General features: G+C 73.1%; 19 protein-coding genes and 2 pseudogenes. 6 read left to right on the top strand and 15 right to left on the bottom strand.

Annotated features, from left to right (window positions below):
* The first annotated feature begins 2 nt into the window (after positions 1-2).
* Positions 3-434 (top strand): RDD family protein, encoded by a 432-nt coding sequence (locus KRR39_RS12490; RefSeq protein WP_216937323.1) that lies wholly within the window; start codon positions 3-5, stop codon positions 432-434.
* Between the two features lie 25 nt (positions 435-459).
* On the opposite strand, the gene KRR39_RS12485 is transcribed toward KRR39_RS12490, so the two are convergent.
* From KRR39_RS12485 to lipB, 8 genes are all read right to left on the bottom strand, one after another.
* Positions 460-1,710: an SAM-dependent methyltransferase gene (locus KRR39_RS12485; protein ID WP_254185108.1), complete on the bottom strand. Its 1,251-nt coding sequence runs from the start codon at positions 1,708-1,710 to the stop codon at positions 460-462.
* Entirely contained in the window at positions 1,707-2,462 is a 756-nt protein-coding gene (locus KRR39_RS12480) for a DUF1365 domain-containing protein (RefSeq protein WP_254185107.1), read from the bottom strand. Before KRR39_RS12480 ends, KRR39_RS12485 begins: the two co-directional genes overlap by 4 nt.
* Positions 2,459-3,736 carry an NAD(P)/FAD-dependent oxidoreductase gene (locus tag KRR39_RS12475; protein ID WP_216937321.1) on the bottom strand — a complete coding sequence of 426 codons (1,278 nt, stop codon included), beginning with the start codon at positions 3,734-3,736 and terminating at the stop codon, positions 2,459-2,461. The genes KRR39_RS12480 and KRR39_RS12475 overlap by 4 nt, the downstream gene beginning before the upstream one ends.
* A 254-nt stretch (positions 3,737-3,990) precedes the next feature.
* Positions 3,991-4,692, bottom strand: coding sequence for a DUF4191 domain-containing protein (locus KRR39_RS12470; protein WP_216937319.1), 702 nt, complete (start codon positions 4,690-4,692; stop codon positions 3,991-3,993).
* Positions 4,693-4,769: 77 nt separating this feature from the next.
* Entirely contained in the window at positions 4,770-5,756 is a 987-nt protein-coding gene (gene lipA / locus KRR39_RS12465; RefSeq protein WP_254185106.1) for a lipoyl synthase, read from the bottom strand.
* Between the two features lie 131 nt (positions 5,757-5,887).
* On the bottom strand, positions 5,888-6,865 hold the full coding sequence (locus tag KRR39_RS12460) for a hypothetical protein (protein WP_216937317.1): 978 nt from the start codon (positions 6,863-6,865) through the stop codon (positions 5,888-5,890).
* Positions 6,862-7,851 (bottom strand): ABC transporter ATP-binding protein, encoded by a 990-nt coding sequence (locus KRR39_RS12455; RefSeq protein WP_216937315.1) that lies wholly within the window; start codon positions 7,849-7,851, stop codon positions 6,862-6,864. The genes KRR39_RS12460 and KRR39_RS12455 overlap by 4 nt, the downstream gene beginning before the upstream one ends.
* Positions 7,852-7,918: 67 nt before the next feature.
* Positions 7,919-8,635: a lipoyl(octanoyl) transferase LipB gene (gene lipB, locus KRR39_RS12450; protein ID WP_216937313.1), complete on the bottom strand. Its 717-nt coding sequence runs from the start codon at positions 8,633-8,635 to the stop codon at positions 7,919-7,921.
* Between the two features lie 118 nt (positions 8,636-8,753).
* On the opposite strand from lipB, the gene KRR39_RS12445 reads away from it, so the two are divergent.
* Positions 8,754-11,090, top strand: a complete 2,337-nt coding sequence (locus tag KRR39_RS12445) for an MMPL family transporter (protein ID WP_216937312.1) — start codon at positions 8,754-8,756, stop codon at positions 11,088-11,090.
* 66 nt (positions 11,091-11,156) lie between these two features.
* Entirely contained in the window at positions 11,157-11,783 is a 627-nt protein-coding gene (locus KRR39_RS12440) for a hypothetical protein (RefSeq protein WP_216937311.1), read from the top strand.
* Here the strand turns inward: KRR39_RS12440 and KRR39_RS12435 are convergent.
* A complete protein-coding gene (locus KRR39_RS12435) occupies positions 11,776-12,144 on the bottom strand; it encodes a DUF1731 domain-containing protein (protein WP_216937310.1) in 369 nt (122 codons plus the stop codon). The two genes, KRR39_RS12440 and KRR39_RS12435, sit on opposite strands and share 8 nt — an antisense overlap.
* Before the next feature lie 32 nt (positions 12,145-12,176).
* Here KRR39_RS12435 and KRR39_RS24825 point away from each other — a divergent pair, with 32 nt between their 5' ends.
* A complete protein-coding gene (locus tag KRR39_RS24825; protein WP_254185105.1) occupies positions 12,177-12,437 on the top strand; it encodes a hypothetical protein in 261 nt (86 codons plus the stop codon).
* Here KRR39_RS24825 and KRR39_RS26115 read toward each other — a convergent pair.
* From KRR39_RS26115 to KRR39_RS26530, 4 genes and pseudogenes are all read right to left on the bottom strand, one after another.
* Positions 12,347-12,667: pseudogene (locus KRR39_RS26115) on the bottom strand (NAD-dependent epimerase/dehydratase family protein); the annotation flags it as partial. The gene KRR39_RS24825 and the pseudogene KRR39_RS26115 sit on opposite strands and share 91 nt — an antisense overlap.
* Before the next feature lie 124 nt (positions 12,668-12,791).
* Positions 12,792-14,681, bottom strand: coding sequence for a 2-oxoglutarate dehydrogenase, E2 component, dihydrolipoamide succinyltransferase (sucB, locus tag KRR39_RS12425; RefSeq protein ID WP_216937309.1), 1,890 nt, complete (start codon positions 14,679-14,681; stop codon positions 12,792-12,794).
* 55 nt (positions 14,682-14,736) lie between these two features.
* Positions 14,737-15,066, bottom strand: coding sequence for an oxidoreductase dimerization domain-containing protein (locus KRR39_RS26535; protein ID WP_254185731.1), 330 nt, complete (start codon positions 15,064-15,066; stop codon positions 14,737-14,739).
* A 157-nt stretch (positions 15,067-15,223) separates the two neighbouring features.
* Positions 15,224-16,093 (bottom strand): annotated as a pseudogene (locus KRR39_RS26530) (FAD-dependent oxidoreductase); the annotation flags it as partial.
* 229 nt (positions 16,094-16,322) lie between these two features.
* Between KRR39_RS26530 and KRR39_RS12415 the strand changes: the two are divergent.
* Positions 16,323-16,682: a hypothetical protein gene (locus KRR39_RS12415; protein ID WP_254185104.1), complete on the top strand. Its 360-nt coding sequence runs from the start codon at positions 16,323-16,325 to the stop codon at positions 16,680-16,682.
* A 15-nt stretch (positions 16,683-16,697) separates the two neighbouring features.
* On the opposite strand, the gene KRR39_RS12410 is transcribed toward KRR39_RS12415, so the two are convergent.
* Positions 16,698-18,194 carry a leucyl aminopeptidase gene (locus tag KRR39_RS12410; RefSeq protein WP_216937308.1) on the bottom strand — a complete coding sequence of 499 codons (1,497 nt, stop codon included), beginning with the start codon at positions 18,192-18,194 and terminating at the stop codon, positions 16,698-16,700.
* An 89-nt stretch (positions 18,195-18,283) separates the two neighbouring features.
* Between KRR39_RS12410 and gcvT the strand changes: the two genes are divergently transcribed.
* Positions 18,284-19,417: a glycine cleavage system aminomethyltransferase GcvT gene (gcvT, locus tag KRR39_RS12405; protein WP_216937307.1), complete on the top strand. Its 1,134-nt coding sequence runs from the start codon at positions 18,284-18,286 to the stop codon at positions 19,415-19,417.
* On the opposite strand, the gene KRR39_RS12400 is transcribed toward gcvT, so the two are convergent.
* Positions 19,414-21,240, bottom strand: coding sequence for a glycerophosphodiester phosphodiesterase family protein (locus KRR39_RS12400; RefSeq protein WP_216937306.1), 1,827 nt, complete (start codon positions 21,238-21,240; stop codon positions 19,414-19,416). The two genes, gcvT and KRR39_RS12400, sit on opposite strands and share 4 nt — an antisense overlap.
* Between the last annotated feature and the right edge of the window lie 36 nt (positions 21,241-21,276).

Here is a 21,276-nt window from a genome sequence, read left to right as displayed (position 1 = left end):
GCGTGAGCCTTCCTCCCACGCCCGCGGCCGCGACGTACGCCGGTCAGCGGCTCGGCCTGCCCGAGGCCGGGCGCGGCAGCGTCGCGAGCTGGGGGCGGCGGATCCTCGCGCTGTGCGTGGACTGGTTCGCCTCGATCCTGGTCGCGGGCGCGATCGTGGGGCCGGGTGTGCTGTCCTCCCACGGCTGGGAGGCGTGGATGCCGCTGCTGGTGTTCCTCGTCGAGGGCACCGTGCTGACCCCGCTGGTGGGCGGGTCGTTCGGGCAGCTGCTGCTGCGGGTCGCCGTCGTCCGCCTGGACCGTCGCCCGGTCAACCTGCTGGTCGCCCTGCTCCGGACCCTGCTGATCTGCCTGGTGGTGCCGCCGGTGATCTACAACCGGGACCGGCGCGGCCTGCACGACCTGGTCGCCGGGACGGTGACCGTCCGGCGCTGACAGCCGCGCGCCGGCCCCGGGTGGGTCAGCGCTCGATGCGGATCTGCGCCACGTCGAGGTAGCCGGTGCGGAAGCCGGCCTCGCAGTAGGCGAGGTAGAACTCCCACATCCGGCAGAACCGGTCGTCGAAGCCGAGCTGCTGCACGGACTGCCAGTTCTGCACGAACTGCTCGCGCCACAGCCGCAGCGTGTGCGCGTAGTGCAGCCCCATCGGCCGGATGTTCGAGACGTGCAGCGAGGTGTGCCTGCGGGTGACCTGGCTGATCGCGTCGGTCGAGGGCAGCATCCCGCCGGGGAAGATGTACTTGTGGATCCAGGTGTAGGTGTTCCGGGTGGCCACCAGCCGGTCGTGGGCGATCAGGATCGCCTGGATGACCGCCTTGCCGCCCGGGGCGAGCAGCGAGTCGACCTTGCGGAAGTACTCCGGCCAGAACTCCTCGCCCACCGCCTCGATCATCTCCACGCTCACCACGGCGTCGAACTCCCCGGCCTGGTCGCGGTAGTCCCGCACCGCGATCTCGACCCGCTCGGCGACACCGGCGGCGTCCACGCGCTCCTGGGCCAGCGCGGCCTGCTCCACCGACAGGGTCACCGTGGTCACCGTCGCGCCGCGCTCGGCGGCCCGGATGGCCAGCGTGCCCCAGCCGGTGCCGATCTCCAGGACCCGGGAGCCGGTGGTGACACCGGCGGAGTCCAGGATCGCGTCGACCTTGCGCAGCTGGGCGGCCTCGAGGTCGGCCAGCGTCGGCGGGTTCTCCAGGGTGTCGAAGAGCGCCGAGGAGTAGGACAGCGTCGGGTCGAGGAACTGCTGGAACATCTCGTTCGACAGGTCGTAGTGCGCCTCGATGTTCTTCTTGGCGCCCTCCTTGGTGTTCGCGGGGTTCAGGCCGCGGGGCAGCACCGTGTGCCGGAGGTTGTAGAACACCGGCTTGATCAGGTCGGTGAGCCGCTCGGCGAACGGCGCGAGCGCGTCGGCCAGGTCGGTGCCCTCGCCGACGCTCCACTCGCGGGCCATGTAGGACTCGCCGATCCCGATCATCGGGCTCTGGCCCAGCCGGGCGAAGAACGCCTGCGGGCGGGTGACCTCGAGCACCGGACGTCGCTCGGCCAGCGGCGCGCCGTACACCTCACCGGTGGACAGCCGCGCGGTGACCGGCACGCCGCGCAGGATGCGCGCGATCACCGTGCGCGCGACGACACCGCGGAAGCCGTACGACGGCGGGGCGGGCAACAGGGCCGAGGAGACGGTGACCCGGGGGTCCATGGTGGTGCTCATGCCATTCCTTTCGGGGCCTGGTGAGGGCGACGGGGGACCACGGGCAGGCGGCGCAGCCAGAGGCGGACACCGTGCCAGCGGATGAGCGCGGAGACGCGCTGGGAGGGGATCGGGTAGCGGGCCACCGCACGCAGCACGCGGCTCCGGGTCGCGGGCTGCAGGTCGCCGCTCACCGACGCGGTGAACACGGTCTCCTCGCCCTGGGTCAGCGAGATGCCGACGGCGACGGTGTCACCGGTCAGCCGGGTGCGGATGTCGTAGCGGCCCTCGACGGCGAAGAACGGCGAGACGTAGAACTCCTTGTCCACCGTCGCGCCGGCCCGTTCGGTGACGTGCAGCGGGTAGCAGTGCCGCTCCCCGTAGGTGTTGTGCACCTCGGCCAGCACGCCCTCGAGACGGCCGTCCGCGGCGAAGCAGAAGTACGTCGTGAGCGGGTCGAAGACGTAGCCGAGGGAGCGTGCGTTGGCGAGCATCAGCACCCGGTCGGCGGACCAGTCGAGCTCCTGCGCGTCGAGGTAGCCGCGCACCTTGACCGCCAGCGGACGGGCGTCGTCGGCGGCGAAGTGGTCCTCGGACCGGATCGACGCGAACGGCCGCAGCCAGCGCGGGAACGCCGCGCCGGCGTCCTGCACGTCGACCAGCCACATGCTGGTGCGGTGCCCGAACTCGTAGGTGAACGGGCGGGTCCGCCGGTGGCTGACCCGGGCGTGCACGTAGGACGGTGTCCGGGCGGGCGTGGTCGCAGCGCTCACCAGCCGGCTCCCAGGGCCTCGGCGGCCGCGACGCCGGAGCGGCAGCCGTCCTCGTGGAAGCCCCAGCCCTGGTAGGCCCCGGCGAACGCGAGCCGGTCGGTGTTCAGGCCCGGGAGCCGCTTCTGGGCGGCGACCGACGCCGAGGTGTACGTCGGGTGCAGGTAGGTCATCGTCGCGATCGTGTCGCGCGGGGCGTCGTGCTCGTCGGGGTTCAGCGTGACGATCAGCGGGTCGCCCTCGGGGTGCCCCTGGAGCCGGTTCATCCAGTAGGACACCTTGCTGCGGTCCGTCAGGGTCTCGCAGCCCTCGAGCCGGTAGTTCCAGCTGGCCCGGCCGCCCTGCAGCGCGGGCAGCACGCTGTCGTCACGGTGCAGGTGGGCGACGTTCGTCGAGTAGCCGAACGCCCCGAGCAGGGCGGTCTCGTCCTCGCCGGCGTCGGTGAGCAGCGCGAGCGCGTCGTCGGCGTGGGTGGCGATGACGACCTTGTCGAAGCTGTGGTGCGCGCCGTACTCGTCGTCGATCTCGACGCCGTCGGGCTTGCGGCTGACCGCCGTCACCCGGGTGCGGTTGCGCACCACGTCGAGCCGTTGGGTGATCGCGCCGACGTAGGAGCGCGAGCCGCCGACCACGGTGTGCCAGGTCGGGGCGTCCCCGAGCACCAGGAACCCGTGGTGGTGCAGGAACGCGAAGAGGTACGCCGCGGGGTACTCCATCGCCTCGCGGTGCCCCATCGACCACACGCAGGACACGATCGGCAGGGCGTAGTGGGTCACGAAGTGCCGGCCGAAGCCGTGCCGGTCGAGGAACTCGCCGTAGGTCAGGATGCTGTCCGGCTCCTCGTCGAGCAGCCGGAGGGCGGCCTTCTGGAACCGCCGGATCGAGAGCAGCATCCGCCAGAACGTGGGGTCCGCGACGCGGCGGCGCTGGGCGAAGATGCCGTTCGCCTTGCGGCCCCCGACGTAGTTCAGCCCGCACTCGGCGCAGCTGATGCTCATGCTCATCTCGGTCGGCCGGGTCTCCACGCCGAGCTCGGCGAACAGCCGTCGCAGCAGCGGGTAGGTGCGGTCGTTGAGCACGATGAAGCCGGAGTCGACGGGCACCGAGCGGCCGTCGGAGACGTCGACGTCGTGGGTGTGCGCATGCCCGCCGACCCGCTCGTCGGCCTCGAAGAGCGTCACGTGATGGGTCTTGGCCAGGAGGTAGGCCGCGGTGAGCCCGGACACGCCGCCGCCGACGACTGCTGCTGTGGGGCGGGCGTGGGTGAAGTCCGTCATGTGGGGGGGTTCGTCCTGGGGGAGGCAGCGGATGGGTGGGATCGTCGCGCGGGGTGTGCGGGCCCCTCGGAGATGTCGCATTCCGTGCACTCTGGAGTATTTCCTGCTCGGCGCGTCTCCAAACTCGGCCGGGTCACGGCGAAGCTCGGGGCGCCTCGGGACAGCACCGCGATCCGGTGCACGGTCCCCGTGGCCTCGCGGCCGTGGACCTCGTGCGGGCAGACCTGTCCAGCGGCGCTGCCGGCCGTCTGACCTCAGCGGCCCCGCATGTTCCCGCGGGCGCCCTTCATGCTGGTCGGCACGGGACCCTTCGGGATCGGCATGTTGGACCGGTTGGCGTCCAGCGCCCGCAGCCGCTGGAGCACGTCGGTCATCTCGGCCGGCTTGATGTTGCGGCCGAGCTTGGTCACGTGGCGCGACAGCTTCGGCACGGGTACGGCGCCCTCGCCGGTGCCGCTGACGACCTCGTAGATGGGCGTCTCGGAGGCGACCCGCTCGTGCTTGCGGCGCTCGGTGGCCAGCAGCGACTTGAGCCGGGTGGGGTTGCCCTCGCCGACCAGCACGATCCCGGGCGGGCCGACGACGCGGTGCACGAGGTCCTGCTGGCGGTTGAAGGCGATGCCGGGGTCGACCTTCCAGCCGCGCTTGAGCTGGCCGAGGACGGCCGCGGCGGCACCGGGCTGCCCGTCGATCTGGGCGTACTGCGACTTCTGGGCGCGCCGTCCGAAGACGATCAGCACGGCCAGCAGGCCGAACAGGACCGCGGTGACCAGGTCGAAGATCCAGCCGCCCGGCACCAGCGTGAACACCCCGAAGGCGATCGCCGCGGTGAGCACGAAGACACCCAGCAGGATCAGCCCGATCCGCGGGTCGGTCTTCTTCGTCATCTTGTAGACGAGGGCGATCTGCTTGAGGCGGCCCTCCTTCTCGGGGGCTGCCGCGTCCTTCTTGGCCATCAGGTGCTGCCTCTGCTGTTCTGTGCGGTGCTGACTGGGTTCCGACGCGTCATTGTCGCAGAGCCGGGCTGGCCGGCTCAGGCGGACCGGCTGGCCGACCCGGCCTCGCGGGCCGCCATCGCCTGCTGGTAGAGCCGGCCGGCGCGGTAGGACGAGCGCACGAGCGGCCCGGACATCACGCCGGCGAACCCGATCTCGTCGGCCTCGTCCTTCATCTCGACGAACTCCTCCGGCTTGACCCAGCGCTCGACGGGGTGGTGCCGCGGGGAGGGGCGGAGGTACTGGGTGATCGTGATCAGCTCGCAGCCGGCCGCGTGCAGGTCCCGCAGCGCCTGCGAGATCTCCTCGCGGGTCTCGCCCATGCCCAGGATCAGGTTGGACTTGGTGACCAGGCCGAACGCGCGGGCCTGGGTGATCACGTCGAGCGAGCGGTCGTAGCGGAAGGCCGGGCGGATCCTCTTGAAGATCCGCGGCACCGTCTCCACGTTGTGCGCGAGCACCTCGGGACGGGACTCGAAGACCTCGAGGAGCTGGTCGGGCCGGCCGTTGAAGTCCGGGATCAGGTTCTCGACGCCGGTGTCCGGGTTCAGCGCGTGGATCTGCTTGACGGTCTCGGCGTAGAGCCACGCGCCGCCGTCGGGCAGGTCGTCGCGGGCCACGCCGGTGATGGTGGCGTAGCGCAGCTGCATCTTCTGCACGCTCTCGGCGACCCGGCGGGGCTCGTCCCGGTCGAGCGGCTCGGGCTTGCCGGTGTCGATCTGGCAGAAGTCGCAGCGGCGGGTGCACTGGTCGCCGCCGATGAGGAACGTCGCCTCGCGGTCCTCCCAGCACTCGAAGATGTTGGGGCAGCCCGCTTCCTGGCACACGGTGTGCAGGCCCTCGGACTTCACGAGGTTCTGCAGCTCGCGGTACTGCGGGCCCATGGTGGCGCGGGTCTTGATCCACTCCGGCTTGCGCTCGATCGGGGTCTGCGCGTTGCGCACCTCGAGGCGGAGCAGCTTGCGACCTTCCGGGACGGGGGTCCCGGGCGTGCTGGATCCTGGCTGGGTGGGGGCTTGGGTCACACGCCTCACTGTACGCCGCAGGTGGGGGCCGCCCCAATCCGCCAGAGATCCGACATCGGTCGGATATCAGTGACCCAGGGGTCGCCTCCGGTCACCGCTGCCGGAGCGGGTTCCCCGCGGGGAGCTACGGGTCAGGGCACGTCGCGGCGGCGGAACAGGACCGCGGAGACCAGCAGCGTGACGACCAGCAGCACCGCGAGGTACGACGCCCCGTCGACCAGGCTGATCGTGATCCGCTGGTCGCACGCCGCGGCCTGGCTCGGCCGGCACACGACGCTCTGGTCGTAGACCCGGATGCCGTCGCGGATCCAGGCGAACACGTTGTAGCTCGGGCTGAACCGGGAGGACCCGTCCAGCGGCAGGATCGCGAGCAGGGCCTCGCCACCGGCGGCGTACACGAAGAGCAGCGCGAGGGTGCCGACGGTGTGCCGCAGCAGCATGGTCAGCGCGTAGCCGCCGAGCCCGCCGAGGGCGGCCAGCGCGACGCCGCGCGCGGTCATCCAGCGGATCTGCTCGAGCACCGGGGTGGTGGTCGCGATGCCGCGCGCGTCGGCGGTCAGCGACAGCGCGACCCAGAACGCGCCGAGGAGGACGCCGGCGACCACCCCGCAGACGAGGAACGCGGTGAGCGCCTTGGTGCCCCAGACCTTCAGCCGCCGCGGCTCGAACAGCAGCTGGTTGCTCATCGAGCCGGTCGCCCAGTCGGCCCCGGCGTAGGTGGTGCCGACCAGGATCATCAGCGCGGACACGAGGACGATCACCGCGATGCCGGTGCCGCGCGCCTCCTGGCGGAGGTCGAGGGTGGTCCGGTTGAGGTAGTTCTCCGGCTGCGGCACCAGGTTGGCGTCGCAGTCCGCGGCGTCCGACCCAGGGCCGAAGAAGTCCTCCGGGTCGTCGCGGCAGGTCTGCAGGTCCTGCTGGAAGGCCGGCTGGCTCATCTGTTCGCGGACCTGGGCCTGCGCCTCGGCGAGCTCGGTGGCGCTGACCGGTCGGGTGTTCCAGAGCGTGGTGCCCGCGAGCAGGGCGGTCAGCAGCGCGGCGGTCAGCAGCAGCAGCACCACCGCCCGGCGGGAGCAGAAGCGGGAGAGCTCGACGCGCAGCAGCCTCATGCGGCACCTCCGTCGGTCGGGGCGGTCGCGACCGCCGGCCGCTGCGGCCCGGTCGCGTGCAGCGAGGTGTCCTGGGTGAGCCGGAGGAACACGGACTCCAGGTCGGCGCGCACCGGGGTCAGCTCACGGACGTAGATCTGCCGGTCGGCCAGGACCCGGGTGATGTGCTCGGCCCGGTCGGCGCCCTCGACCAGCAGCCGGTCGCCGTCCCGGGTGACCCGGAACCGGGCGGTCTCCAGGATCCGCTGCGCGGACGCCGGGTCGGCCACCGAGACCCGCACCTGCTTGACGCTCTGCTCGCCGACGAGGTCCTCGACCGCGCCGGAGGCGAGCAGCCGGCCCTTGCCGATGATCGACACCGAGTGGCAGACCTGCTGGACCTCGGCCAGGATGTGCGAGCTGAGCAGCACGGTCACGCCGCTCTCCCCGAGCTCGCGGATCATCGTGCGGATGTCGCGGATGCCCGCCGGGTCGAGCCCGTTGGTCGGCTCGTCGAGGATCAGCAGATCCGGGGACTTCAACAGGGTCGCCGCGATCGCGAGACGCTGCTTCATGCCGAGCGAGTAGCCCTTGTAGCGCTCCTTCTCCCGGCCGGTGAGCCCGACCTGGGCGAGCGCGGCGTCGACGTCGCGGCTGCTCACCCCGACCGTGTGCGCGAGCAGGGCGAGGTTGTGCCGGCCGGTGAACGACGGCACGAACTTCGGCTGCTCCACGACCGCGCCGACCCGGCTCATCACCGCCGGGAGGTGCTGGGGGACCGGCTCGCCGAACAGCCGCATCCGGCCCTCGCTGGGGCGCGCGAGCCCGAGCAGCATCCGGATCGTGGTGGTCTTGCCCGAGCCGTTCGGCCCGAGGAAGCCGTGCACACCGCCGGCGGGGACGGCGAGGTCGAGGTGGTCCACGGCCACGACGCGACGACCGCGACGGGTCCGGAACTCCTTGTGCAGACCCGTCGTCTCGACGACGAGCTCTCCGCTGCCTGGCATCCGTCGAGTCTGCTGCAGGGGTGCCGCGCGGCGCCCGTGGACACGCCGACGGCGCGGCCCCCAGGGGTCAGAGCGCGGGCGTGATGAGTCGCACGCGACCCGGTTCGGGCTTGGCCGGGTAGTCCGGCGTGGCGTCGTACGGCGTCCAGGCGAGCAGCGCGCGGACGTGCCGCTCGACCACCGGCGCGACCTCCTCGACCGTCACTTCGCGGCCGAGCTCGGCGGACAGGCTGGTGACGCCGGCGTCGCTGATGCCGCACGGCACGAAGCGGTCGTACCACCCCAGGTCGACGTCGCAGTTGACCGCGAACCCGTGCATGGTCACGCCGCGGCTGACCCGGATGCCGAGTGCGGCGACCTTGCGCTCCGGGCCGCGCTCGTCCTCGGCGACCCAGACGCCGCTGCGGCCCGGGACCCGGGCGGTGGCGACGCCGAGCTCGGCGCAGGCGAGGATCAGCGCCTCCTCGACCCGGCGCACGTAGTCCACGACGAGCACGTGGTCGGGCAGCCGGACGATCGGGTAGCCGACCAGCTGGCCGGGCCCGTGGAAGGTGATCTTGCCGCCGCGGTCGACGTCGATGACCGGCACGTCGTCGCCGGCCGGCCGCTCGTGCGGCTCGGTGCGCTTGCCGGCGGTGAACACCGCGGGGTGCTCGAGCAGCAGCACGGTGCCCGGCGCGCCGGCTACCACCCGGGCGTGCACCTCGCGCTGCAGGTCCCACGCGGCGACGTACTCCACGGCGTCCTCGCCGAAGCCGACGGTCTCGAAGATCAGGTCGTCCACGCGCCCGAGACTACGCCCGCCCCCCGAGGCACCTGGAACGGCGTCGGAGGGATGCGGAAGGATGTGGAACCAGGGAGTCCGGCCCGCGGGGGCCGGCGCCGCAGCGAGGGAGAACCCGATGGCGCACGCCAGCACGCCCGTCCGCACCGACGGTCCCGGCCGGTCCAAGCGCTGGGTGCTGCCCGTCGTCGTGGTCCTGCTGTGGCTGTTCGTGGGTGGACCGCTGGGGTCGTTCGCCGGCCGGCTCGCGGAGGTGCAGAAGAACGACAACGCCTCCTTCCTGCCGAAGAGCACCGAGTCCACCCGGGTGCTCAACGAGTTCCTGACGTTCACCGGGCAGGAGTCGCTGCCCACGACGGTCGTCTTCGAGCGGCCGGGCGGGCTGACCGCCGCCGACAAGCGGGCGATCGCCGGGTACGGCGCCAACCTCAAGGACGTCGCGCACGTCGACGCGGCAGCGGTCGCCGCCCCGTCGTACTCCGCGGACGGCACCGCCGCGCAGATCGTCGTGCCGGTCGCGTCCTCGGACGGCGAGGAGATCCAGACGGCCGTCGCCGCGATCCGCGACGTGGTGGACGACCCGCCCGCCGGGCTGACCGCGCTGGTCGGCGGACAGGGCGGCATCCTCGGCGACTTCATCACCGCGTTCGGGGCCATCGACGGCATCCTGCTGGTCGTCGCGCTGCTGGTGATCCTGGTGATCCTGGTGGTGGTCTACCGCACGATCATCCTGCCGCTGGTGGTGATCATCTCGGCGCTGCTCGCCCTCGGCCTCGCCTCGGCGGCGATCTACGCGCTGGCCAGGAACGACGTGCTCGACCTCAACGGCCAGAGCCAGGGGATCTTGTTCATCCTCGCGCTCGGCGCCGCCACCGACTACTCGTTGCTGCTGGTCTCGCGGTTCCGCGAGGAGCTGCGCGACGAGGAGTCGGTGTACCTCGCGATGCGGCGGGCCTACCGTCGCGCGTTCGAGCCGATCGTCGCCTCCGGCGTCACCGTGATCCTGGGGCTGCTGTGCCTGCTGCTCTCCGACCTCTCCAGCCTGCGCGGGCTCGGTCCGGTCGGCGCGATCGGCATCGCGGGCGCGATGCTCTCCGCGCTCACCCTGCTGCCGGCGGCGCTGCTGCTCCTGGGCCGCTGGGCCTACTGGCCGTTCCGCCCGATGTACGGCTCGGAGCACAAGGACGCGCGCGGCCTGTGGGGCGGGGTGGCCCGGCTCGTCGGCCGGCGGGCCCGCACGGTCTGGGTGGTGACCTTCCTCGGGCTGGCCGCGTGCGCGGCGTTCGTGCCGACCCTCGACGAGGACCCGGTGCCGCAGACCGACACGTTCCTGACCCGGGTCGACTCGGTCAAGGCCCAGGACATCCTCGACCGGCACTTCCCGAGCGACCAGTCCAGCCCGGTCGTGGTCATCACGCCGCAGGACGACGTGGAGAAGGTGATCGCGGCCGTGCGGGCCGAGGACGGGATCGTCTCCGACGGGGTGAGCTACCTGCCGTCGGGCCCGGCCACCGGCTCGACGCCGCCGGCTCCCAAGGTGGTCGACGGCGACGTGGTGGTGCTCGCCACGCTGAAGGGCTCCGCGGAGTCCGCGGCGGCCGCCGACACGGTGCGTGCCCTGCGGACCGACCTCGACCGGGTCAGCCCCGAGGTGCTCGTCGGCGGGAACACCGCGATCCAGCTCGACGCCCGCGACACCACCGACGCCGACCGGGCCCGGGTGATCCCGGCGATCCTGGTCGTCATCTTCATCGTCCTCGCCCTGCTGCTCCGCTCGCTCGCCGCGCCGCTGCTGCTGGTGCTGGCCAACGTGCTGTCGTTCGGCGCGACCATCGGCATCAGCGCGGTGATGTTCAACCACGTCTTCGACTTCCCGGCGACCGACCCGTCGATCTCGCTGATCGGTTTCGTGTTCCTGGTGGCGCTCGGCATCGACTACTCGATCTTCCTGATGACGCGGGTGCGGGAGGAGTCCGTCAGGCAGGGGACCCATCCGGGCGTGCTGAAGGGGCTGTCGGTCACCGGCGGGGTGATCACCTCGGCCGGTGTCGTGCTGGCGGCCACCTTCGCGGCGCTGGGCGTGGTGCCGATCCTGTTCCTGGCGCAGATCGCGTTCATCGTCGCGTTCGGCGTGCTGCTGGACACCCTGGTCGTGCGGACCCTGCTGGTCCCCGCCCTCGCGTACGACCTCGGCCCGCGGATCTGGTGGCCCTCCCGGCTGTGGCACACGCCGGACCACGCGGACCGGGCGACCGCGGAGATGCTGCACGTCGGCAGCCCGGACGGGGTGCAGGTCGGGGCGGACGCGGTCGGCCCGGAACGGGTCGGCCCGCAACCGGTCGACGTGGAACCGGTCGGCCCGGAACCGGTCGACCCGGAACCGGTCGGCCCGGAACCGGTCGGTGCCGAGCCGGTCGACCCGACGGACCAGGCGGAGCCGCGGCACCGGGCCTGAGGCGTCCCGGTCGCGGCCTGTGGACGAGCGCCGACGCCGTTCGGCGAGCTGGTCCACGCTGGTCCGGTGACCCGGTCCCGGCTCGTGCTCGTGCTCGTGCTGCTGCTGGCCCTGCTCGGCACCGGACTGGTGCTGCGGGCAGGGGAGCGGCCCGCGGAGACGCGGGCGGCCAGCCCGGAGCCGGACGTCGGCGCGGACGTCGGCGCGGTGGACGTCCCGGCCGCCGACGTGCTGCGCGCGTGGGACGAGCAGCGCGCCGCCGCGTACGCCGCCGGCTCGGTCCGGCAGCTGCGCCGGCTGTACGTCGCCCGCTCGGCCGCCGCACGCTCCGACCTGCACGTGCTGACCGGCTACCGGCGACGCGGGCTGGTCGTCGAGGGCATGCGGACCCAGGTGCTCGCGCTGCGGGTGCTCGACGAGCGTCCCCGGCGGCTGCGCCTGGAGGTCACCGACCGGCTGGACGGGGCGGTCGCGGTCGGCGCCGGCCGGCGGGTCGCGCTGCCCCGGGACCGGCCGGACGCGCGCACCGTGACGTTGCGGCGCGGAGCCGACGGGGCCTGGCGGGTGGTGTCCGTCCTGCCCGTCCGCACCCCGCCCACCCGGCGCGAAACGGCGGTCCGAACCCCGCTGACCCGGCGACTCTGGCGGCGCGGCCCGGCGCTCGGTCGGTCAGGTGGGGAGCCGCTCAGGTGAGCGCGGCCGCCAGCCGTGCGTTCAGCGTGGGGTGCTCGAACACGAAGCCCTCGGCGAGCAGCCGGGCCGGCTCCACGCGGGTCGAGTTCAGCAGCTCGGAGGACACGTCGCCGACGACCGCGCGGATCGGTGCGGCCGGCGCCCGCAGCAGCGAGGGCCGGTGCAGCATCCGGCCGAGCTCCTTGCCGAACTCCGCGTTGGTGGTCGCGCCCGGGCCGGACACGTTGTAGACCCCGGACGAGCCCTCGTGGGTGGCGAGATGGGTGGCGGCCCGCACCCAGTCCGGCATCGAGATCGTGGAGAAGTACTGCGTGCCGGGGCCGACCGGGCCGCCGAGCCCCGCCTTGAACAGCAGCAGCAACGGCTTCCAGGGCGCCGCCGCGCTTGTCGAGGATGATCCCGGTCCGCATCACCGCGACCCGGGCGCCGGCCTCGGACGCCGGGGACGCCGCGTCCTGCCAGGCGCGGGTGACCCGGCCCATGAACGTGTCGGCGTCGAACGCCGACTCCTCGGTCAGCGGGGCGTCGCCGCGGTCGCCGTACCCGGCGATGCCGTTCTGCGCGACGAACGCCGGCTTGCGGTCCGAGGCGGCGACGGCCTCGGCCAGCGTGCGGGTGGTGGCGACCCGGCTGGCGGTGAAGGTGCGCTTGTAGGACTCCGTCCACGGCCAGTGCGCGAGCGGGGCGCCGGACAGGGTGGAGACCACGTCGGCGTCCTCGATGACCGCGCGGTCGACCTTGCCGGCGTACGGGTCCCAGGAGGACTCGCTGGCCGAGAGGGCCTCGCCGCGGACCAGCCGGACGACCTCGTGGCCCTCCCGGGCGAGGTGGTCGCGCCAGGCGGTGCCGAGGAAGCCGGAGACGCCGGCGAGAACGAGCTTCATGCCCCGAACCTACGGGACCCGTCCACACCCCTGCCCGCCCCACGACGCAGATAGTCCGTGACGAACTTGTCGTGACCAGGGCGGTACGACGACAAGTTCGTCACGGACTATCGGGAGGAGCGGGTCAGACCTCGAAGGTGCCGGACTCGAGGCGCTGCTTGACCGCCGTGAGGAAGCGGGCGGCATCGGCGCCGTCCACGATCCGGTGGTCGTAGGTCAGCGCGAGGTAGACCATGCGGCGCACGGCGATGGTCTCGCCGAGGTTCGCGTCGTCGATGACCACGGCCCGCTTGACCACCGCACCGGTGCCCAGGATGGCGACCTGGGGCTGGTTGATGATCGGGGTGTCGAACAGCGCGCCCCGGCTGCCGGTGTTGGTCAGCGTGAAGGTGCCACCGGCGAGCTCGTCCGGGCCGATCTTGTTGTTGCGGGTCCGGTCGGCGACGTCGGCGATCTTGCGGGCCAGGCCCGCGATCGACAGGTCGCCGGCGTCCTTGATGACCGGGGTGAGCAGGCCCTTCTCGGTGTCCACCGCGACCGAGAGGTTCTCGTGGTCGTAGTAGGTGACCTCGCCCTTCTCGCTGTCGATCGAGGAGTTCAGCGACGGGTACTCCTTGAGGCAGTCCACCGCCGCCTTCGCGAAGAACGGCAGGAAGGACAGCTTCACGCCCTCGCGCTCGGCGAACTCCGCCTTCACCGCGTCGCGGAGCCGGGCGATGTTCGTGACGTCGACCTCGACGACCGTGGTCAGCTGGGCCGAGACCTGCAACGACTCGACCATCCGCTTGGCGATCACCTTGCGCAGCCGCGTCATCGGCTCGGTCTTGCCGCGCAGCGGGCTCGGTGCGCCTGCCGCCGGCGCCTTCGGGGCCGACGCCGCGGGAGCGCTCGGGGCGGCCTCGGCCGGCTTGGCCGCGGCCTCCTTGGCCTTGGCGGCCGCGTCGAGCACGTCCTGCTTGCGGATCCGGCCCCCGACGCCGCTGCCGGTCAGGGTGGACAGGTCCACGCCCTGGTCGGCGGCCATCTTGCGGACCAGCGGGGTGACGTAGGGACCCTCGGCGTCCGCGGACGGGGCCGAGGTGCCGGTCGGCTCGGCCTGCTTGGTCGGTGCCGGTGCCTGCTCGGCGGCCGGCGCGGCCTGCTGGGCGGGCTCCGGCTGCTTCGCGGGCTCGGGCTCCGGCTCGGGCTCCGGCTCGGGCTCCGGCTCGGGCTCCGGCTCGGCCTGCTTCTCCTCGGCGGGCGGCGCGGACTGCTCGCCGCCACCGGACGGGGCGGCGTCGCCCGACCCGATCACGGCCAGCTCGGCGCCGACCTCGACGGTCTCGTCCTCCGCGACCTTGATCTCCAGCAGCTTGCCGGCGACCGGGGAGGGGATCTCGGTGTCGACCTTGTCGGTGGACACCTCGAGCAGCGGCTCGTCGACGGCGACGTCGTCACCGACCTGCTTGAGCCAGCGGGTGACGGTGCCCTCGGTGACGGACTCGCCCAGGGCGGGCAGCGTCACGGACGTGCCGGAGCCCTCACCACCCGACGTACCGGACTGCGAGGCCTGCTGCTCGGGCGCGGTGTTCGCGCTGTTCGGCGCGGTCTCCTGGGCCGGGGGAGCGTCGTCGGTCTGCGCGGCCGGCGGGGCGGTCTCGGTCTCGGTCTTGCGGTCCGCACCCTCGTCGGGGTCGGACCCGGCGGCCGGGGCCTCCTGGGCGGACTGCGCGTCCTGCTGCTCGTCGGACGGCGCGGCCTCCTGGCCACCGCCGTCGGAGGAGCCGGAGGACTCGTCCTCGCCGCCGATCGTGCAGAGCTCGGCGCCGACCTCGACGGTCTCGTCCTCCGCGGCCTTGATCTCGAGGAGCGTGCCCGCCACGGGGGAGGGGATCTCGGTGTCGACCTTGTCGGTCGACACCTCCAGCAGCGGCTCGTCGACGGCGACCTGGTCACCCGGCTGCTTGAGCCAGCGGGTGACGGTCCCTTCGGTGACGGACTCGCCGAGTGCGGGGAGGGTGACTGAGGTCGCCATGCGTTCCTTCGCTCCTAGGGTTGGGCGGCTGCGCGGGTGAAGTCTGGGCGTGAGTCTACGAGTGCGCGTGCAGGGGCTTGCCGGCCAGCGCGAGGTGCGCCTCGCCGAGAGCCTCGTTCTGGGTGGGGTGGGCGTGCACCAGCGGTGCGACGTCCTCGGGGTGCGCCTCCCAGCCGTAGATCAGCTGGGCCTCGCCGACGAGCTCGCCGACGCGGGCCCCGATCATGTGGACGCCGACCACGGGTCCGTCCACCCGACGCACGAGCTTGACGAAGCCCTGGGTCTTGAGGATCTGGCTCTTGCCGTTGCCGCCGAGGTCGTAGGTCAGCGTCTCGACCGCGTCGTCCCCGTACGTCGACCGGGCGGTCGCCTCGTCCAGGCCCACGGAGGCGATCTCGGGGTCGCTGTAGGTGACCCGGGGGGATCGCGGTCTCGTCGATCGGGGCCGGCTCGAGACCGGCGATCTGCTCGGCGACGAAGATGCCCTGCTGGAAGCCGCGGTGCGCGAGCTGCAGGCCCGGGACGATGTCGCCGACGGCGTAGACGCCCTCCAGGTTGGTGCGCAGCCGCTCGTCGGTGAGCACGAAGCCGCGGTCCATGACCACGCCCTGCTCGTCGTACCCGAGGCCGGAGGTGGACGGTCCACGACCGACGGCCACCAGCAGCAGCTCGGCGTCGATGGTCGCCCCGCCCGAGACGGTGACCCGCACGCCGTCCGCGGTGTGCTCGACGGACTCGAACGGGGTGCCGGCGTTGACCGTGATCCCGCGCTTCTTGAACGCGCGCTCGAGGACCTTGGAGACGGCCTCGTCCTCGGCTGCGACCAGCCGGGGCAGCGCCTCGACGATCGTGACGTCCGCGCCGAAGGAGCGCCAGACGCTGGCGAACTCGCAGCCGATGACGCCGCCGCCGAGCACGATCACCGAGCTGGGGACGTGGTCGAGGGCCAGCGCGTGCTCGGAGGTCATCACCCGGCTGCCGTCGACCTCGAGGCCGGGCAGCGTGCGGGAGTAGGAGCCGGAGGCCAGCACGACCGCGCCGCCGACGTACCGGGCGCCGTTGACCTCGACGGTGCGCTCGCCGACGAGGCGGCCCTCACCCTCGACGACGGTCACGCCGCGGCCCTTGACCAGGCCGGCCAGGCCCTTGAAGAGCCGGGAGACGACGCCGTCCTTGTACTTGTTGACGCCGCCCATGTCGATGCCCTCGAACGTGGCGTTCACGCCGAACTGCTCGGACTCGCGGGCGGAGTCGGCGACCTCCGCCGCGTGCAGCAGGGCCTTGGTGGGGATGCAGCCGACGTGCAGGCAGGTGCCGCCGAGCTTGCCCTTCTCGACGAGGGCCACGGTCAGGCCGAGCTCCGCGGCGCGCAGGGCGCAGGCGTAGCCTCCGCTACCGGCCCCGAGGATCACCACGTCGAAGCTGAAGCTGCCGGCGCCGCTGTCCGCCACCCGTGTCCTCCGGTCTGTCGTTCGGTCGGCGGGGGATCGCCCCGCCCGGTCCGGGAGCCATCTTCGCACCAATGTCCGTGCTGTCCACACCGGGTCCGTGCGCGCCCTGTGCCCCTCGGCGGCGGCGGCACACGGGGCCGCGTCGAGCGAGTTTCAGCGAAACCTCAGTTGCGCCGGGCACACTGGGGCCATGGGCTGGAAGGAACGGCTGCGCCGACGCGGTGGCACCCAGATGCGGCGTCCCGGTCGATCGGGCGTGGGCACGACCGTGCGGGCGTCCGACGCCGCGGACGAGGCGCACCTGCGCGAGTTCGCCACCACCCGCCGCGGCGTCGAGGGGTTCGTGGAGCCCCGCACGGCGGTCAGCGAGGTCACGATGATGCTGGTCGCGCACGACGGTGAGTGGACCCGTCGCCGGGTGCCGTCGGTCGAGTGGGCGCACCGGTTCGCCAACCAGAACGGCGTCCCGTCCTACGACGCGGCTGTCGTGGGCTACCCGTCCCGGATGCGCGAGTACAACCGCCGGATGAAGCAGGACGGCGCCGGCTGACCCACGCCGGGTGCCTCAGCCGGAGAGCTCGGTGGCGAGCTCGACCAGGGTGGCCACCGAGGCCCCGGTGCCGCCGCTGGCGACGTGACCGTAGGGCGCCCGGTTGTTGAAGCCGGGGCCGGCGATGTCGAGGTGCGCCCACCGGGTCTCGCCGACGAACTGCTGCAGGAACGCGGCGGCGTACAGCGCGCCGCCGAAGGTGTCGGTGTTGTGCTGCATCAGGTCCGCGACCTTGCTGTAGGTCGTCACCTTGACCGGCATCTCCGCGGAGATCGGCAGCTGCCAGAGCATCTCCCCGGCCCGCGCGCCCGCGCCGATCGTCTGCAGGACCAGCTCGTCGTCGTTGCCCATGATGCCGGTGACCCGGTCCCCGAGCGCGACCTCGCAGGCGCCGGTCAGGGTGGCCACGTCGAGCAGCACGTCGGGCTTGGACTCGTTCGCCAGCACGAGACCGTCGGCCAGCACCAGCCGGCCCTCGGCGTCGGTGTTCAGCACCTCGACGGTCCGGCCGCCGTACATCGTCAGCACGTCGCCGGGCCGGGTCGCGGCGCCGGAGACCATGTTCTCCGCCATCGGGACCACGGTGGTCACCCGCACCGGGAGCCCGAGCTCGGCGATGGCGAACGTCGCGGCGACCACCGCGGCGGCGCCGGCCATGTCGCACTTCATCGTGGTCATGGCGCTGCCGGGCTTGATGCTCAGGCCGCCGGAGTCGAAGGTGATGCCCTTGCCCACCAGCGCGAGGTGCCGGGTGGCGCCCTTCGGCGAGTAGCTCAGCTGCACCAGCCGGGGCGGGTTCGCCGAGCCCTGACCCACACCGACCACGCCGCCGAAGCCGCCGTCGCGCAGCTGCTGGTCGTCGAGCACGGAGACCTTGACCTTGGCGGCCTTGCGGAACTTGTGCTCCGCGACCACGGCGTCGGCGAAGATCTCGGGGGTGAAGTCGCCGGGCGGGGTGTTCACCCAGTCGCGGGCCAGGGCGGTGGCCTCGCTGACGATCCGTGCGGTCTCCACGGCCGCCTTGGCGCCCTTGGTGCGCGCGGTGTCGGTGAGCACGACGACGTCGGCCGGTCCCTGGGGGTCCGCGCCGGACTTGTAGGCGGTGAAGGCGTAGCCGCCGAGCATGGTGCCCTCGACGACCGCGCGGACGTGCTGCTCGTCGGCCGCGGGCAGCGCCACGGCGACCGACGCGGCGTTGGAGACGGCGCGCACCGCGGCACCGGCAGCCCGGCGTACGGCGGTCGCGTCGACCGCGCCGTCCTCGCCGAGCCCGACGAGGATCAGCATCGGCGAGGTGATCCGGCCGCCGGTCGGCACCTTGGCGACCTCGCCGGTCTTGGCGGTGAAGCCGATCGTGGACAGCAGCGGCGCGAACTTACGGCCGTAGGCCGAGGCCACGCCCTCCCCGCCGGGCGCGGCGCGCAGGCCCTTGGGGGTGCGGACGACCCCGATCACGACGACGTCCGCCTTGGTCTTCTCGGCGGCGCCCTTGCGCAGGGTGTAGCTGGTCACCTGAGCGACTCCTTCGACGTCTCCCGCATGGCTGTCGTGGCACTCTAGCCCGCGCGGCCGGCGCCCCGGCCTGCGGTAGGTTCGGCGCCATGAGCAGCCCTCACGACGACGCCGCCCCGCTGCGCACGTCGCCCCTCCACGACCGTCACGTCGCGCTGGGCGCGAAGTTCGCCGAGTTCGGCGGCTGGTCGATGCCGCTGGAGTACGCCGGGTCGGGCGTCATCAAGGAGCACACCGCGGTCCGCGAGGCGGTCGGCATCTTCGACGTCAGCCACCTCGGCAAGGCGCTGGTGCACGGCCCGGGCGCGGCCGACTTCGTCAACGCGACGCTGAGCAACGACCTGGCGAAGATCGTGCCCGGCAAGGCGCAGTACACGCTGTGCTGCGACGCGGAGACCGGCGGCATCGTGGACGACCTGATCGCCTACCTGCTCAGCCCGGAGCGGGTGTTCCTGGTGCCGAACGCCGCGAACACCGCCGAGGTGCTGCGCCGGCTGCGGGCCGAGGCGCCGGGCGAGGTGCCGGGCGAGGTGCAGGTCGTCGACCACCACACCACGCACGCGGTGCTCGCCGTGCAGGGTCCGCGCAGCGACGAGGTCCTGGAGGCCGTCGGGCTGCCCACCGGGCACGAGTACATGTCGTTCGTGGAGACCGAGCACGACGGCGCCCCGGTGACGGTGTGCCGCACCGGCTACACCGGCGAGCGCGGCTACGAGCTGGTCTGCGAGAACGACGCGGCGCCGGCCCTGTGGGACGCGCTGGTCGCGGCGGGCGAGCCCCACGGCCTGCTGGCCTGCGGCCTCGGCGCCCGGGACACCCTGCGCACCGAGATGGGCTACCCGCTGCACGGCCAGGACATCAGCCTCGACGTGACCCCCAACCAGGCCCGTCTCGGCTGGGCCGTGGGCTGGAAGAAGCCGGCGTTCTGGGGCCGCGACGTGCTGCTCGCCGAGAAGGAGCAGGGCGCGGCCCGGCTGCTGCGCGGCCTGGTCGCCACCGGCCGCGGCATCCCGCGCCCCGGCATGCGGGTGCTGCTCGCGGCCGACGTACCGGTCGGCGAGGTCACCTCGGGGACGTTCTCGCCCACCCGCCGCACCGGCGTCGGGCTGGCGCTGGTCGCGGCGCAGGTCACCGACGGCGCGGAGGTCTCGGTGGACGTCCGGGGCCGCCGCGAGGTGTTCACGGTGACCCGGCCGCCGTTCGTGGAGACCGACGTCCGCTAGCGCACGTCGCGGAAGTCGGCGTACTTGCCGTACTTCCCGCTCCAGGCGAAGCCCTCGGCCGCGAACGCACGGACCACCGGGTTGCTCGCGGTGTGCACGTAGGGCAGGTTCCTGGTGCGGCTGAGCCACCAGCGGTCCGGCACCCCGTGCGAGACCGTCGCGGGGTTCTCCCACGGGTTCAGCGTGACCATCGTGCCGCGCGCGTGCGACCCGGTCCGGGTCCGGTCACCGGGCACCCGCTGGCAGGCGAACCCGAACCCGGCGTCCGCGCGGCGGGCCCGGCCCACCGCGGTGCTCCAGCCGCCCATCGTCTCAAGGCGGCGCAGCGAGCGCACCGGCAGCCGCTGCGCGTAGAGCCGGCGGAACACCCGGCCGAGCTGGGCCGCCGAGCCGCGGGCCACGACCAGCGTGCCGCGGTGCCGGTGCCCGTCGAAGCCCCAGTAGCTGACCTGCAGCATCCGCAGCCCGGACCGTCCGACCGGGCAGCCCTTGCGCCACGACCGGCCGGCCATCGCGCGCCACACCGCGCTGCTGACCGCACTGGTGCGGGGGTCCGCGCCGGCGGTGGTGGGACGGGCCTGGGCGGCCGGGTGCAGGGACGGACCCGGCGCACCGGGCGGCGGGACCACAGGGGCGGTGACCGCGGTGACGGCCCGCTCCGCGGACACCACGCCGCCGGTGACGACCCGGACCCGCATCGTCTCGTTGACCGGCAGGGACAGCAGCGCCCAGCCGTGCGCGTCGGTGGCGTTGGACCCGACGGTCCGCCAGACCCCGCCCAGCCGGGACTGGAAGGTGACGGTCTGCCAGGGGACCCGGGTGTCGGCGGCGGTCACGGCGCGCGCGCTGACCTGCACCCGGCCGCCCACCTGGGCGGTGGAGGGGGCGAGCGCGTCGGCGCGCACGGTGGGCGGCTGCTCCGGCCACGAGGCGCCGGTCCAGGTGCGGGCCTGCCCGACGAGCAGCGTGCGGAGCAGGTCGGGCTGGTCGGTGGTCACCCCGGCGGCGCCGAGGTCGACCGCGTGCTGCAGCTCCGCGGTGCCGTTCGCGGTCCAGGTGCCTACGAAGATCCCCAGTCCGCGCGCCTTCTGCACCGTGGCGGAGGTGAGCGTGTCGTGGCGGGCGTCGATCTCCCGGACCCAGGGCCGGGCGTCGAGGTCGACGGCGCCGACGGTGTCGCCGAGCAGCACCAGCGGCAGGTCGGGGTACGTCGCGTGCAGGCCGTCCAGGAACGCCCAGTCGAAGCTCTCCACGACGAGCCGCGGGGAGCCGTCGGCCCGGCCCACCGACCACTCGGGGTGCGCGTCGAGCACCTGCTTGACGGTCGCGCCGATGCCGCCGACGCCGCCGTACACCGCCGGGTTCTTGACCTCCAGGGTGAGCCCGATCCGGCTGCCGGCCAGCTCGGTCAGCACCTCGTCGAGGGTGAGCACCCGGGCGTCGGTGTAGCCGCCGCCGGGGTACCAGCTGCCGGCGTCGAGGGTCTTGACCTGCGCCAGGGTGTAGGCCTCCACGGGGTAGCCGCCGGCGCCGGGCAGCTTCTGCTCGACGTCGGTGGTGCGCGCCAGGTCGGCGTCGTGGACCACCACCGGCACCCCGTCGGCGGTCAGCCGCACGTCGAGGCCGACCCGGTCGGCGTGGTCGGCGACGGCCTGGTCGAAGGCCGCCAGCGTGTGCTCGGGCGCCCGGTCGACGGCCCCGCGGTGCGCGATCACCTGCACCCCGGACGGCGCCGGGTCGGCGGCCTCCGCGGGTGCGGCGAGCAGCAGGAGCGCCCCCGCGACGGCAGCGGCGGTGACGGTGCGTGTGCTGGAACGGAACATGTGAACCCCCGAGGTCGCCGAGCAGCCTAGGCGGCG

This window comes from Nocardioides panacis (assembly GCF_019039255.1).
In the GTDB taxonomy this organism is placed as follows: domain Bacteria; phylum Actinomycetota; class Actinomycetes; order Propionibacteriales; family Nocardioidaceae; genus Nocardioides_B; species Nocardioides_B panacis.
This window is presented reverse-complemented; position numbering and strand designations above follow the sequence as displayed.